Annotated in this window: 13 protein-coding genes; 6 read left to right on the top strand and 7 right to left on the bottom strand. The window is 63.9% G+C overall.

Annotated elements, in window-relative coordinates; translation table 11 throughout:
* The first annotated feature begins 1 nt into the window (after nucleotide 1).
* Complete coding sequence (locus FJ946_RS16680) at nucleotides 2-370, top strand: putative quinol monooxygenase (RefSeq protein ID WP_140565585.1); 369 nt, start codon at nucleotides 2-4, stop codon at nucleotides 368-370.
* A gap of 59 nt (nucleotides 371-429) precedes the next feature.
* Here the strand turns inward: FJ946_RS16680 and FJ946_RS16685 are convergent, their stop codons facing one another.
* From FJ946_RS16685 to FJ946_RS16695, 3 genes are read right to left on the bottom strand one after another with little or no spacing between them, the layout of a single operon-like run.
* Nucleotides 430-1245, bottom strand: a complete 816-nt coding sequence (locus FJ946_RS16685; protein WP_140499302.1) for an alpha/beta hydrolase — start codon at nucleotides 1243-1245, stop codon at nucleotides 430-432.
* Between the two features lie 11 nt (nucleotides 1246-1256).
* A complete protein-coding gene (locus tag FJ946_RS16690; RefSeq protein WP_140565582.1) occupies nucleotides 1257-2744 on the bottom strand; it encodes an NAD-dependent succinate-semialdehyde dehydrogenase in 1488 nt (495 codons plus the stop codon).
* Nucleotides 2745-2758: 14 nt separating this feature from the next.
* The gene (locus tag FJ946_RS16695; protein WP_140499298.1) at nucleotides 2759-3982 is read right to left on the bottom strand and encodes an iron-containing alcohol dehydrogenase; all 1224 of its coding nucleotides are present in this window, start codon (nucleotides 3980-3982) and stop codon (nucleotides 2759-2761) included.
* A 209-nt stretch (nucleotides 3983-4191) separates the two neighbouring features.
* On the opposite strand from FJ946_RS16695, the gene FJ946_RS16700 reads away from it, so the two are divergent.
* The 5 genes from FJ946_RS16700 to FJ946_RS16720 all read left to right on the top strand — a co-directional run bounded on the left by FJ946_RS16700 (nucleotide 4192) and on the right by FJ946_RS16720 (nucleotide 9132).
* Complete coding sequence (locus FJ946_RS16700) at nucleotides 4192-4890, top strand: GntR family transcriptional regulator (protein WP_140565580.1); 699 nt, start codon at nucleotides 4192-4194, stop codon at nucleotides 4888-4890.
* Between the two features lie 6 nt (nucleotides 4891-4896).
* Complete coding sequence (locus FJ946_RS16705; protein WP_140565577.1) at nucleotides 4897-6474, top strand: sugar ABC transporter ATP-binding protein; 1578 nt, start codon at nucleotides 4897-4899, stop codon at nucleotides 6472-6474.
* A 17-nt stretch (nucleotides 6475-6491) separates the two neighbouring features.
* Nucleotides 6492-7463, top strand: coding sequence for an ABC transporter permease (locus FJ946_RS16710; protein WP_140499447.1), 972 nt, complete (start codon nucleotides 6492-6494; stop codon nucleotides 7461-7463).
* Between the two features lie 57 nt (nucleotides 7464-7520).
* The gene (locus FJ946_RS16715) at nucleotides 7521-8471 is read left to right on the top strand and encodes a substrate-binding domain-containing protein (RefSeq protein ID WP_140499292.1); all 951 of its coding nucleotides are present in this window, start codon (nucleotides 7521-7523) and stop codon (nucleotides 8469-8471) included.
* A gap of 67 nt (nucleotides 8472-8538) precedes the next feature.
* On the top strand, nucleotides 8539-9132 hold the full coding sequence (locus tag FJ946_RS16720; RefSeq protein WP_140499290.1) for a DJ-1/PfpI family protein: 594 nt from the start codon (nucleotides 8539-8541) through the stop codon (nucleotides 9130-9132).
* Nucleotides 9133-9217: 85 nt separating this feature from the next.
* Here the strand turns inward: FJ946_RS16720 and FJ946_RS16725 are convergent, their stop codons facing one another.
* From FJ946_RS16725 to FJ946_RS16740, 4 genes are read right to left on the bottom strand one after another with little or no spacing between them, the layout of a single operon-like run.
* Nucleotides 9218-9856: a sarcosine oxidase subunit gamma family protein gene (locus tag FJ946_RS16725; protein WP_246673070.1), complete on the bottom strand. Its 639-nt coding sequence runs from the start codon at nucleotides 9854-9856 to the stop codon at nucleotides 9218-9220.
* Nucleotides 9849-12797, bottom strand: coding sequence for a sarcosine oxidase subunit alpha family protein (locus tag FJ946_RS16730; protein WP_348640506.1), 2949 nt, complete (start codon nucleotides 12795-12797; stop codon nucleotides 9849-9851). Before FJ946_RS16730 ends, FJ946_RS16725 begins: the two co-directional genes overlap by 8 nt.
* The gene (locus tag FJ946_RS16735) at nucleotides 12794-13060 is read right to left on the bottom strand and encodes a sarcosine oxidase subunit delta (protein WP_140565575.1); all 267 of its coding nucleotides are present in this window, start codon (nucleotides 13058-13060) and stop codon (nucleotides 12794-12796) included. Before FJ946_RS16735 ends, FJ946_RS16730 begins: the two co-directional genes overlap by 4 nt.
* A gap of 12 nt (nucleotides 13061-13072) precedes the next feature.
* Nucleotides 13073-14329 carry a sarcosine oxidase subunit beta family protein gene (locus FJ946_RS16740; protein ID WP_140565572.1) on the bottom strand — a complete coding sequence of 419 codons (1257 nt, stop codon included), beginning with the start codon at nucleotides 14327-14329 and terminating at the stop codon, nucleotides 13073-13075.
* Between the last annotated feature and the right edge of the window lie 2 nt (nucleotides 14330-14331).

Genomic DNA, 14331 nt, shown 5'->3' on the forward strand with positions numbered 1-14331 from the left:
GATGACGGTTCCCTATACGGCCATCGGCACCGTGGTTGCCAAACCCGAAACCCGCGATGAACTGCAAAGAATCCTGTCGGGCCTCGTCGAACCGACACGTGCCGAGGAGGGCTGCATCAACTACGACTTCCATGTCGACCCGGCTGACCCCTGCGTATTCATGTTTTACGAGAACTGGCGTTCGAAGGACGATCTCGACAGGCACCTCTCCATGCCACATCTGATGCCGCTGTTCGGGAAGCTCGACGACCTCGTTGCGCGGCCGGTGGATGTCCGTCAATTCGTCATGCTCAGCCAGCTGGCGCTGGCATCGCATGAGCGATCGTTTCCAACCCCGCGCGGTGAGAGCAGATCCGATGGAGACAGGTAAAGCGCTCGGGACGCGGGTGACAGCTGAAAGTGCCAGCTTTTGACGGAACGCCAATGGCCTCAGCCGGAAACCAGGTTTGTCAGCATGGTTGCCGCCTCGGTGCCGGCCAAGCCGAGGTCGAGAACGCTGCTCATGTGATTGGCTCCAGGAAGGGCGGTCTGCGAGACCTGTAGTCCCTGCTCCTTCAGATGCCGCGTAAACGCCTCGGCCTGGCTGTGGAATGGCGGCGTTTCATCGGTGCCGACAGCGATCTCGACCGACACCGACGGATCGAAACGGCGGGTGAGCGGCGAGAACCTGGCTGCGTCCTCGTCCGTTATCGCGATCTCGGCGGCAAGGAAAGAGGTCTGAAGGGGCTTCAGGTCGTAGAGACCGCCAAGCAGCAACGCGCCTTTGATTGTCGAAGTCCGGCCGTCGTCATTGAAAAGCATCGTCGCAAGTTGGGCGCCGGCTGAATGTCCGCTCACGGTCAGGCGCTCGGTATCGCCGCCGTGATCGCCGATATGGTCGAGCACCCAGCTTTTGGCGCGCCGCACCTGGTCGACGATCGTGGCCATCCTCACAGCCGGCATCAGCGCATAATCGACGATGACCGCGATTGCGCCGGCGCGCGTCACCGTCTCGGCGACATAGGAATAGTCGCGCTTGGAGAACATGCGCCAGTAGCCGCCATGGATGAACACATGGACCGGCAGGCGGTCGCGTTTGCCCTCCGGAAAGAACAGGTCGATGGTCTCGGTGGCATCCGCTCCATAGGCGATGTCGGCAACCATCGGTATTGTTGCGCGCACCTCCGTGCTGCGACGAACGATCTCGGCGACGATGTCGTCGAACTCGGCGACGTGGTCGCGGATGCGGAAAGGATCATTCTGCATGGGGTGCCCGTTCACATGGTCACGGCGATGTACTTCGCCTCCATGAACTCGGCAATGCCGTGCTTCTGTCCGCCTTCGCGGCCAAGGCCGCTCTGCTTGACGCCGCCGAAAGGTGCCGCCGGATCCGACATCAGGCCGCGATTGAGCGCGACCATGCCCGTTTCGATCTTCGATGCCACGTGCATGCCCCTGGCCAGATCACGCGTGTAGATGTAGGCGGCAAGGCCGTATTCCGTGTCGTTGGCGCGCGCGATGACTTCGTCCTCGTTCTCGAAGCGGCTGATCGGGGCCACCGGACCGAATATCTCCTCCTGCGCCATCTCGGCATTGGCGGGCACGTCCCGAAGGACGGTCGGCGGATAGAAATAGCCCTTGTCGTCGGCGACCGCGCCGCCGCACAGGGTCCTGGCCCCACGGGCGACCGCGTCCTTGACCAGCCGATCGATCTTGTCGACGGCCTTCCTGGTAATCATCGGACCGCATTCGGTGTCCGGGTCGGTGCCTGAACCGAGCTTGAGCGCGGCCATGCGTTGGCGCAGACCTTCGGCAAAAGCGTCATGGATGCCGGCCTGCGCGTAGATGCGGTTGGCTGCCGTGCAGGCCTCGCCGGCGTTTCGCATCTTGGCGACCATCGCGCCGTCGAGGGCCGCGTCCAGATCGGCGTCATCGAAGACGATGAACGGGGCGTTGCCGCCGAGTTCCATCGAGCATGAGATGACGTGCTTGGCGGCTTCGGCCAGCAGAACACGACCCACGCCGGTCGAACCGGTGAAGGATAGCTTCCGGACGCGCGGGTCGGCGAGCATGGCGGAGGTCACTGGTCCGGGGTTCGAAGTGGTGAGCACATTGACGACGCCGGGAGGCACACCCGCCTCCTCGTACAGCGCGGCGAGCGCGTAGGCGGTCAGGGGCGTCTCGCTGGCGGGCTTCAGAATGACGGTGCAGCCGGCGGCCAGCGCCGGCGCGATCTTGCGTGTCGCCATGGCGGCGGGGAAATTCCAGGGCGTTATGAGCACGCAGATGCCGATCGGATGATAATCAACGACGATCCGGTTGGCGCCTGACGGCGCCAGGCCGAACTCGCCGCTGATGCGCACCGCTTCCTCGGCATTCCAGCGGAAGAATTCAGCCGCATAGGCGACCTCGCCGCGCGCGTCCCGCAGCGCCTTGCCGTTCTCCAGCGAGATCAGCGCCGCCAGCGTATCGGACCGTTCGACCATCAATTCGAAACAACGCCGCAGTATTTCCGAACGCTTGCGCGGCGCGGTTGCGCGCCAGCCTGCCGCCGCCTTCGCAGCCGCCTCGACGGCAGCGGCGGCATCGGCAATCGTGGCGTCCGGGACAGCCGCAATCACGGCCTCCGTGGAAGGATCGATCACCTCAATGAGACGACCGTCGCAAGACGGTCGCCAGTGTCCGTCGATATAGAGGCCGTGCGAGAATGTGGTGTAGTCGAACATGTCCGGATCTTCGTTGAGTTGCCCTTGGGGTACGTTCATCTCATCACCTCTGGTCAGACTGAGCTTGCGGCCATGTCGCCGTCATAGGCGGCCCTCACCAGCCGCCGCATCGCGGCGATGTCGAAAGGACGAGGGTTGTTCTTGATCAGCCGATCGATGCCGAGCGCCTGCTCGGCGGTCCAGTCGATCTTGTCGTGTGGAAGACCCAGATCGGCCAGCGTGCGGGTGATGCCGATCGCCGCGAACAGCCGGGCCACCTCATCGATGGTGGCGCGCGCGGTCGCCTCGGCGCTCTTTGTCTCCGTCACCCCCAGAGCGGCGCCGACCGCCGCTATTTCGTCGGTCGCGGCGGGCAGATTGTAGCTCATCACGTAGGGAAGCATCGTCGCCACGCCCAATCCGTGCGGCGTGTGGGTAAGCGCGCCGACGGGATATTGCACGGCGTGGGCAGCCGCCGTTCCGGCCGTGCCGAAAGCGCAGCCGGCCGCCAGCGCTCCCATCATGACATCGGCGCGTGCGTCTTCGTCCGAGCCGTCCCTGTACGCCTTTTCGAGACTGCGGCCCAGGAGCTGGATGGCCAGCAGCGCGAAATGATCGGTAAGGGCGCTCTTGCCGACGAAGACATGCCGCTGCGGCAAGTGCGGATCGGCGCCGCGTTTGGCGGACGTAAAGGCTTCGATCGCGTGGGTGAGCGCGTCGGCTCCGGCAATTGCCGTGAGGGAGGGCGGGCATGTCGAGGTGAGTTCCGGATCGCAGAGCGCGACCGCGGCAATGAGATGGGGACTGGAAATGCCGACCTTAAGCGTCCGCTCCGGATCGGAGATCACCGCCACCGGCGTCACTTCCGAACCGGTGCCGGCGGTGGTCGGGACCGCGATTACCGGAAGCGTGGGGCCGGGCACCTTGAACTCCCCGTAGTAGTCCTGAAGCGACCCGCCGTGACTGATCAGCAGCGCGGCGCTTTTGGCCATGTCCAGGCAGCTGCCGCCACCGATCCCGATCACCATGTCCGGCTTGAAGTCCTTCGCATGGGCGGCACAGACGGCAACGCTGTCACGAGGGACATCCGGGAGGATGCGATCGTACACGAGCGTTTCGATCGAGCCTGCTCTCAGTGCCGCGCTGATCTGCGCGAACATTGGCGTCCCGGCGAAACGCTCATCCGTGCAGATGAATGCGCGCCGGCCATATCTGGCGGCAATATCAGGCAGCGCGTGGCGCTGGCCTTTGCCGAAAAGAATCTCATGCGGCAACCGGGCTGCTGCAAATAGCGTCATGAAGTGTGTCCTTCGAATATGGATTGGGGAGCGGGGGATCGGAGATCACCGCTTGCCCAGCGTGCGTGGCGTGGTTCGGGCAAGGCACGGGCCAGAGCCGTCGTCGAGTTTTCCTGCCTCACGAAATATCCTCTATAAAATCGTATAGGATATAGGATTGAATTGCGCGGAGCATCGTGTTAGAGGTCGCCCCTGTCAAGAGGCAAAACATGCAGAATCCAGACCTTACCGTCGACAATGACGCTCGGTTGACAGGCCGCATCCAGCGCGCCAACAGCCTGTCGGGCGACGTCTACGAGGCGATCTTCCAGCAGCTGATGTCGCTGAAGATAGCTCCGGGATCGCGGATCACCGTCGATAACCTCGTCAAGGAGTTCAACGTCTCGCATACGCCCATCCGCGAAGCTCTTGGGCGGCTGGAAGGCGAGGGCCTGGTGGTGAAAACCCATCTTATCGGGTACCGAGCCGCGCCCCAGATCACACGGCGCCGTTTCGACGAACTCTATGAACTGCGCCTGCTGCTCGAACCCGCAGCCGCCGCCAAGACAGCCGCTGCGCTCGATGAAGCCCGGCTGATGATTTTGCAGGAGGCGGCTGGCGTGATGGCCAGGCGGGTGGGCAAGGACGAACGCCTGCGTTATTCGAACTTCGCCCGCCAGGATGCTATCTTCCACGACAAGGTCATGGAGTTCGCGCAGAACGAGCTCATCCGCGAAACGCTGAACCACCAGCACACCCACTTCCACATTTTCCGCCTGATGTATCACTCGCGGGTCACCGAGGAGGCGCTCGACGAGCACGAAGCCATCCTCGCCGCTTTCGCGGCCAGCGATCCGGTTGCCGCCGAAAAGGCCATGCGCGTGCACATAGAGAATTCGCGGGACAGGCTCCTGCCTGCATTCGAGTAGGCCGCGATGCCAGTTGCCACTCGCATCGACGGAAGCGTCACCGCTTTGCCGCCGGAGCCCACACCGGCTGTGGCTCCGGTGCTACGCGCGGAAGGGCTTTGCAAACAATACGGCCCGGTGACCGTGTTGTCGGACATCACGCTGGATATTTTCCCTGGCGAGATCCATGCCGTCATCGGCGAGAATGGCGCCGGCAAGTCGACGTTCATGCGCTTGCTTTCCGGTTACATCGAGCCAACCGCCGGCAGCCTGTCCATGGCCGGTGACCGCGTGAGTTTCAGGGCACCTCACCAGGCGCAGGCGGCCGGCATCGCGCTGGTGCATCAGGAAATCCTCCTGGCCGAAGCGCTCACGGTGACTGACAATCTCTTTCTCGGCCGCGAGCTCTCCAGGCGCGGAATCGTCGATGAAGGCGCCATGCGCCGCATAGCGGCCGCGAAACTGGCCGAGATCGGTTGCGAGGTGTCGCCGACCGCGCTGGTCCGAGACATTTCGCTGGCGGATCGCCAGCTCGTGCAAATCGCCCGCGCGTTGCTCGACGACCACAGGGTCGTCATCTTCGACGAGCCAACAGCGGTGCTGACCGGTGGGGAGGTCGAGCGTTTGCTCGCCATCATCTTCGGGCTCAGGGCGCGGGGCATCGCGGTTCTCTACATCAGCCATCGCCTCGACGAGGTGCAGCGGCTGGCGGACAAGGTCACGGTCCTGCGCGACGGCAAGATGATCGGCACCTATCCCGGCCATGCGTTGAGCCAGGCCGACATGGCGCAGCTTATGGTCGGGCGCGAACTCGCCGCGCTTTATCCTCACAAGCGCGAGGTCCAGACGAGCCGGCCCATGCTGACCGTCAGAAACGCGACTGTTCCAGGTTATGCACGGGACGTGTCCTTTACCGTTCACAAAGGCGAGATTCTTGGCTTCGCCGGCATGATCGGGGCGGGGCGAACCGAGTTGTTCGAAGGCATTGTGGGGCTTAGGCCGGCGACGGCTACGATCGAGCTCAACGGTTCGCCGATACAGATACATTCACAGCGCGAGGCCATAGAGGCGGGCATCGGCTATCTGACGGAAGATCGCAAGGGCAAGGGCCTGCTTTTGCAGGAGCGGCTGGCGCCGAACCTGACCCTCTCGTCGCTTGGCCTTCTGCATCCGGGACTTCTGGTTCTGCGCGGCCGCGAATCCGAGGCGCTCGCGCGGGCCGTCTCCAGCTACGACATCCGGGTGAAGAGCCACAACGCCAGGGCAGGGCAGCTTTCGGGCGGAAACCAGCAGAAACTTCTGCTGGCCAAGGTGCTCCTGACCAATCCTTCGGTCGTGATCATCGATGAGCCGACGCGCGGGATCGACATCGCCAACAAGGCGCAGATCTACGCCTTCATCCAGGAACTCGTGGGCCAAGGCAAAGCCTGCATCGTCATCTCGTCGGAGATGCAGGAACTGGTCGGCATCTGCGACCGCGTCCTGGTCATGCGCGAAGGCAGGATCAGCGGCGAGGTCTCGGGCGAAACGATGATCGAAAGCAACATCGCGCTGCTGGCGACCAGTGACAAAGGCCATGGCACGGCCCAAGGAGGAAGACAGTGACGGCGCTTACCCATTCCATGTCTGCCCGAAGCGACAGGCAGCACCATTTCTCGTGGACGGATGCCGGCCCTTTCCTCGCATTGTTCGCACTGCTGGTGGCGGGATTCCTCATCAATCCGGATTTTCTTTCCGCGACAAACCTGGGCAACGTGATCACGCGCAGCGCTTATGTCGCCATCATAGCCGTCGGCGCCACATTTGTGATCTCATCAGGCGGGCTCGACCTTTCGGTCGGCTCGATGGTCGCCTTCATCGCCGGCGTCACGATCATGTTCATGAACATGATGGCCCCCAGCCTCGGCCTTTGGGCCATCCCGGCAGGCATGGTGATAGCAGTCGTCGCGGGGCTTCTATGCGGCCTCGCGAACGGTCTCATCGTCACGGTCGGAAGGATCGAGCCGTTCATCGCCACGCTCGGCACAATGGGTATCTTCCGCGCACTGATCACCTATATGACCGATGGCGGCACGATCCCGATCGATCGCTCGCTGCGGGACGCGTACCGGCCGGTCTATTTCGGCGCCGTCGCGGGCATTCCGGTGCCGATCCTTCTGTCGGCGCTCGTTGCGGTGGTCGGCGCATTTGTCCTCTACAAGACCAAATATGGCCGCAAATGCGCGGCGGTGGGCGCGAACGAGGACGTCGCCCGCTATTCGGGCATCTCGGTCGTCAAGACGCGCACCATTGCCTATGTCATCCAGGGTGCATGCGTGGCGGTCGCCGCAATCTGTTACGTGCCTCGTCTGGGAGCCGCCACCCCGACCACCGGACAGCTTTGGGAGCTGCAGGTGATAACGGCCGTTGTCATTGGCGGAACGGCGCTGCGGGGCGGCAAGGGCCGCATCTGGGGCACCATCGCCGGTGCGGTGATCCTGGAGCTGATCGCCAACCTGATGGTGTTGTCGGATTTCGTTTCCGAATACCTCGTCGCCGCGGTGCAGGGCGTCATCATCATCATCGCCATGCTCGTGCAAAGATTTTCGAAATAGCTCGTCTTCGGACCGGACGGGCGCCTGTTGTGTGGTCCATATCTCTGGGAGGTATTTATGTTTAGCAGGAAATGGGTTGCCGTTGCGGCAGTCGGCGCACTGATGGTGGCCGGCCAGGCGCTTGCAGCCGACAAGAAGGTGGTCGCGGTGTCGATCCCGGCGGCGGATCATGGCTGGACGGCCGGCATCGTCTATCACGCGCAGGCCGCCGCAAAGGAAATCAACGCGGCCTTCCCGGATGTCGAAGTCGTCGTGAAGACGTCGCCCTCGGCGGCCGACCAGGTAAGCGCGCTGGAGGATCTGTCGGCCAGCCGCAAGCTGGATGCGCTGGTGATACTGCCCTACACCTCCGAGGAACTGACCCAGCCGGTGAAAGCCATCAAGGAGATGGGTACGTTCATCACCGTCGTCGACAGGGGATTGACTGACCCTTCCATTCAGGACCTGTATCTTGCCGGCGACAACATCGCGGTTGGCACCAATACGGCGAAGTTCATGATCGACAAACTGGGCGGCAAAGGTGACGTCGTCGTGCTGCGCGGCATTCCCACCGTCATCGACGACGAGCGCATCAAGGGCTTCGAGGATACCATCAAGGGCACCGGCCTGAAGGTGCTCGACATGCAGTATGCCCACTGGAACAGCGACGAGGCCTTCAAGCTCATGCAGGATTACCTGGCCAAGCACCCGCACATCGATGCGGTCTGGGCCAATGACGACGACATGCTTCTCGGTGTGCTCGAGGCCGTCAAGCAGTCCGGCCGAACCGATATCAAGCTAGCGCTCGGCGGCAACGGCATGAAGGACATCGTGAAGAAGGTGATAGACGGGGATGCGATGACACCGGTCGAGACGCCGTATCCGCCGGCGATGATCAAGACCGCTATCTACATGACCGTGGCCAACTTGATCGGTCAGGCTCCGGTTCGCGGTGCCGTCAAACTCGACGCCCCGCTCATAACCCAGGCCAACGCCAAGGAATATTACTTCCCCGACTCCCCGTTCTGAGGCCCGCAATCCGAATGAGGCAAGGCGCGTGATGCGCCTTGCATGCCAACAACAGAGAGGAAGAGCTATGCCAGGCAAGAAGATATTGATGCTGACCGGTGAGTTCACCGAGGAATACGAGATTTTCGTTTACCAGCAAGCGATGGAAGCCGTCGGCCACACGGTCCATGTCGTCTGCCCCGACAAGAATGCGGGCGACCTGATCAAGACCTCGCTGCACGATTTCGAGGGCGACCAGACCTACACCGAAAAGCTCGGACACTACGCGTTGATCAACAAGACGTTCTCGGATGCGGAAAAGCAGCTCGACCAGTACCACGCGGTCTACTGCGCGGGCGGACGCGGACCGGAATACATCCGCACCGACAAGCGGGTGCAGACGATCGTTCGACACTTTCACGAGACCAAGAAGCCGATCTTCACGATCTGCCATGGCGTGCAGATCCTGATTGCGGTCGACGGCGTCGTGCGCGGCAAGAAGGTCGGCGCGCTGGGCGCCTGCGAGCCGGAAGTCACTCTCGCGGGCGGTACCTATATCGACCTCTCGCCGACGGAAGCCTATGTCGATGGTACGATGGTGTCGGCCAAGGGATGGACGGCGCTGGCCGCCTTCATCCGTGAGTGCCTGAAAGTGCTCGGCACGGAAATCCGCCACAACTGAGCCGCTAACCAAGGCGGAGGCCGGCGCGCTGCCGTGGCGTGTCGGCCTCCACCAGTGATGCCGAGACCTTCGCCGATGCGGACGACTATATCGACCGTCGTGCAAAAGGTATGCGCGCGGTGCGTCCTGCCGGTTTAGCGGCCGCTGCGCCGGACAGGTCCAGCTTTTTCCTTACGCAATCGCGAGCGGAAAACGTTACGCACTTTTCCCGGGATTGCTTTAACGCGGCGGCAATCCAGTCGGCAAGGCTGATGGCGAAGCTTCGCGGCACGATCAGGTCGCAGCTGCTCTCGCCCGTTCGCAGATAGAGCGCCGGCACGTGATGGATGGACGTCTGTACAGCACGGCCAGGGGCCGAAGCGGCGGACGACCAGTCGACCGGCATGCAGGCAGAGAGAATGTCCTGAAGACGCGCACCCTCCATCCTGAACCGCACCCGGCCTTCACCAAGCAGAACCGAGCAGCCCAATTCCGGATCGATCGCAATGGCGGGCGGTTCCGCGCCTGTCTCGACGATCAGCCAAAGACGGCAGGGCGCGATCCTGACGATGAGGGCGCCAGCGTGCCGAACCGTCTCGCCGACGCTGGCAGGGAGCGTCGCGCCCAAGGCCTGCGAGACGCTCGTTTCGAATCTTGCCAGTGTTCCGTCCCAGCCCTCGATCTGAATGATCGGGCAATCGGAGGCCCACAGGTTGAAGTCCTTCGACAGCACAGGTTCAACCATGCATGCGCTCTCCCTTGGGGTCTAGGAAGACAGAAGGCACGACGCGGGCGCGAACCGTCTCTGTCCGCATCGGGTAGACCGCGATGATCTCGTCTCCTTCGGCCGCGGCATTGCCCGCGAACAGCGCCAGTCCGACATAGTGGCCGAGTTCCGGGCTGAAGGTAACCGAGGTGATCCGACCGCGCCCGTGGCCGGTGACGGCATCGCCAGGCAGGAACAATATGGCGCCTCCGCGCAGCCGCTTGCCGTCCTCGATGCATTCCAGCCCGATGAGGCGCTGGCGGTCGGGTGCCTGAAAGGCCGGACGACGACGCAGGACGTCGCCGACGAATCCGCCGCGTTTGCCGGCCATGCGCCCGAGGCCGAGATCGTCGAGCGTGGTGCGGCCATCGATCTCGGGCCCGGCGACGTGGCCCTTTTCGACGCGCAGCGCACCAAGCGCCTCGACGCCATAAGGTTTGAGGCCGACCGGCGCGCCTGCTTCGATGAGACGGCTCCAGGCCTGTTCGCCGGCGCTGGCGCCGACATAGATCTCGTAGGCGCGCTCGCCGGAATAGCTGAGGCGGATAACGCGCAGGGCCCGTCCGTCGAACTCGGCTTCGATGACGCCCATATGCGGCAGCGTCTCGTTGGAGACATCGAGCGCGGGAAAGGCGGCGGCAAGGACATCGCGGCTTCGTGGCCCGGCGATCGACATCGCCGCCCACTCGTCGCTTACCGAAGAGACCGCGACACGCAAATCCGGCCAGGCGGTGTCGAGCAGGAATTCCAGCCGCGACAGGACATCGGCGGCCCTGGCGGTAGAGGTGGTCGTGAAGAAGCGATTTTGCGACAAGCGCGTGGTGGTGCCGTCGTCGAAGACGACGCCGTCGTCGCGCAGCATGACGCCGTAGCGCGCGCGGCCAACGGGAAGCTTGGCGAAACCGTTGGCGTAGACACGGTCGAGGAATATGGCCGCGTCCGGCCCCTGCACGTCGATCTTGCCGAGGGTGGAAATGTCCATCAGCCCGGCGCCGCCGCGCACGATCCGCATCTCCGCGACATAGGCTTCATTCACGTCGCGTCCGGCATCGCGATAGAAATACGGACGCATCCAGAGACCGACCTCGAGCATCTCGGCACCGTTTGCCAGGTGCCAGTCGTGCATCGGCGTGCGACGGACCGGCTTGAAGTGATGACCGACGGCGCGACCGGCCAGCGCGCCGATCGCGACCGCCGCGTAGGGTGGGCGAAAGGTCGTGGTTCCGGTTTGCGCAATCGTTGCCCGGCGCAGCGCCGCCATGGCCGAAAGTGCTGCGAAATTGCTGGTTTTGCCCTGGTCGGTCCCCATGCCGAGCGTGGTGTAGCGCTTCAGGTGTTCGACGGATTCATAGCCCTCGCGATGGGCGAGCTCGATGTCCTTGGTGGTCACATCCATCTGTAGATCGACGAAGGCCTTGCCGCGCCCCGCGGAAGAGATCGCACGAAAGGGAGCGGCCGGGGCCCCTTCGAGATCGAGTTCATCCGGCGCCGGCATGGCCGCCGGTTTTCCACAGAAGCATGCCGCTTCGACGCCGGCGCGGTGGCCGTCCTCGATCGCGTCGGCGGTCGAGAAGCGCCCCATCATCGCGCCGGCGCCGAACTGGCCTGCCGGAAAGCCGCCCGGAACGAAGCCGTCGATGTCGTCGCGATAGACGGGCCTGACGCCAAGATGCGAGGTGAGATGCACGGTCGGCGACCAGCCGCCGGAGACGCAGACGAAATCGCAGGCGATTTCCGATTTGGCGCTCGGGCCGGCAAGCCGTACGGCCTTCACCGCATGGCTGCCGCGCAGATCGGCGATCCGGGTTCCGGAGCGGATCTCTACGTTCAGGCGTCCGGCTTCCGCCGCCAGACCGGCGGGCGGAGCGCCGCGCTGGTCCGCGACCGTCACTCGCGCGCCGGCGGCGGCGAGGTCGAAAGCAGCGCGATAGGCACCGTCGTTCATCGTGGCCACGAGGATATTCTTCCCCGGCAGCACGGCGAAGCGGTTGAGATAGGTCCGGGCGGCGGACGCCAGCATGATGCCTGGCCGGTCGTTGTTGGAGAACACCAGCGGCCGTTCGATAGCACCGGCCGCAAAGATGATCGAGCCGGCGCGAAGCACGGTGAAAACCTGCCGCGCAGCGCCTTGCGCGACCTGGCCGTCATGCCGCTCGATCAGCCCCAGCGTGTTGCCGTCATAGGTGCCGAAGGCCATCGTCTTGCGCATCAGGGTGACGTTGGGCTGGCCTGCAAGCTCCGCCTCGATCTTTGTCAGCCAGGCTGCCGCCTTGCCATCGGTGCGCTCGGCAAGAAGTTGGCCACCGAGCAGAAAGTCCTGTTCGACGAGGACGACCCTGGCGCCGCTGGCTGCCGCGGCGCGCGCCGCCGACAGGCCGGCAGGGCCGCCGCCGACGACTGCAACATCGGCAAATGCATGCCGGGTCTCGTAACGGTCGGGATCGGGTTCGGTGCCGGCCCGGCCCAATCCCGCGGCTTTACGGATGAAATGCTCGTAGAACATCCAGGCGCGGCGGGTCGGACCCATGAAGGTCTTGTAGTAGAAGCCGGCAGAAAGAAGGGGCGCAAACAGGCCGTTGACGCTCTGCACGTCGAAGGCAAGGGACGGCCAGCGATTCTGGCTTTCGGCAGTCATACCTTCAGCCAGTTCCAGTGTCGTGGCCGGAAGGTTCGGTTCGCGCCGTCCACCGCTTCCGAGCGTAACCAGCGCGTTGGGTTCTTCCGGGCCGGCCGAGAAGATGCCGCGCGGCCGATGGTATTTGAAGCTGCGGCCTGTCAGCATGAGCCGATTGGCAAGCAGCGCGGAAGCAAGCGTATCGCCTCGATAGCCGCCCAGCTCGCGGCCGTCGAATGTGAAGCGGAGCGGCTGCGTGCGGTCGATGCGGCCGCCGGCGGCCAGACGATTTCCAATCATTTTCATGCTGGCATTTTCCTGGCGAAGCCGACCGATGCGATAGCGTGGTTCCTCGTGTCGCGCTCGATGACCAGCCATTGCCGGCAGCCGGTCACGTGCTGCCAGAATTCACGGTGCGGTCCCGCCGGGTTCTTGCGCACATAGACATAGCGGTACCACGCCTCCGGATCGGGATCGTCATGCGCCGGGCGCACCGCGGAAGCGTCGCCGCCATAGCGGAACTCGTCATGGTCGCGCGGGCCGCAGCATGGGCAGTCGATGCGAAGCATTTCTCTCGCTCTCTATTGCAGCCAGGCCGAGGGTCCGGCGCCGGCCTCGTCGAGCGTGTGGCCGGTCCGGAAACGGTCGAGCGCGTAGGCGGCGGTCAGCGGATGCGGCTTGCCGGTGGCCAGCATATGGGCAAAGCACCAGCCGGAGGCCGGCGTCGCCTTGAAGCCGCCATAGCACCAGCCGCCATTGAGATAGAGCCCTTCTATCGGGGTCGGGCAGATGATCGGACTGGCGTCCGGCGTCATGTCCATGACGCCGCCCCAATGGCGCAGCAGCCTGACACGCGAGATGCAGGGCATCAGGGCTATCGCCGCCTCCGCCACTTCGCGCACGACGCCGAGATTGCCGCGCTGGGCGTAGGAATTGTAGCCGTCGAGATTGCCGCCGAAGACCAGCCCGCCCTTGTCCGACTGGCTGACATAGAAATGGTCTGCGCCATAAGCGACGACGTGATCTACCAGCGGCTTGAGCGGCTCGGTGACGAAAGCCTGGAGCACGTGGCTTTCGATCGGCAGTTCCAGGCCGGCCCTGGCGGCAAGGAGCGAAGTATGGCCTGCGACGGCGAGGCCGACCTTGCCGGCGCCGATGCGGCCCTTGCTGGTCTCGACGCCGACGATCCTTTCGCCGTTGCGGACAAAGCCGGTCACCTCGCAATTCTGGATGATGTCGACCCCGTGGCCGTCGGCAGCGCGCGCATAGCCCCAGGCGACGGCGTCATGACGCGCCGTGCCTGCGCGGCCTTGCAAGATCGCACCATGGATCGGAAATCGCGCGGTTTCGGAGAAATCGAGATAGGGTACCAGCCGGCGCACAGCGTCGCGGTCGAGTATGTCGGCGTCGATGCCGTTCAGACGCATGATGTTGGCGCGATGGCTGAATGTGTCGAGTTGATCGGCCGAATGGGCAGTGACGATCTGGCCGCGCTGCGAAAACATCACGTTGAAGTTCAGCGCCCGCGACAAGCCTTCCCACAGCTTGACCGAGAATTCGTAGAACTGGGTGTTGCCGTCAAGCAGGTAGTTGGAGCGGATGACGGTGGTGTTGCGGCCGACATTGCCGCCGCCGACATAGCCCTTTTCCAGAACGGCGACATTGCGGATGCCGTGGTTCTCGGCGAGGTAGAAAGCCGTCGCAAGGCCATGCCCGCCGCCACCGACGACGATCACGTCATAGGCGGGCTTCGGCTCGGCCGCGCGCCAGGCGCGCCGCCAGTTCTTCTGGCCGGAAAGGGCATTGCGGAAAATCGAAAACGCCGAATAGCGCGCCATGT

It is taken from the genome of Mesorhizobium sp. B2-4-7 (assembly GCF_006442685.1).
Classification (GTDB): Bacteria; Pseudomonadota; Alphaproteobacteria; order Rhizobiales; family Rhizobiaceae; genus Mesorhizobium.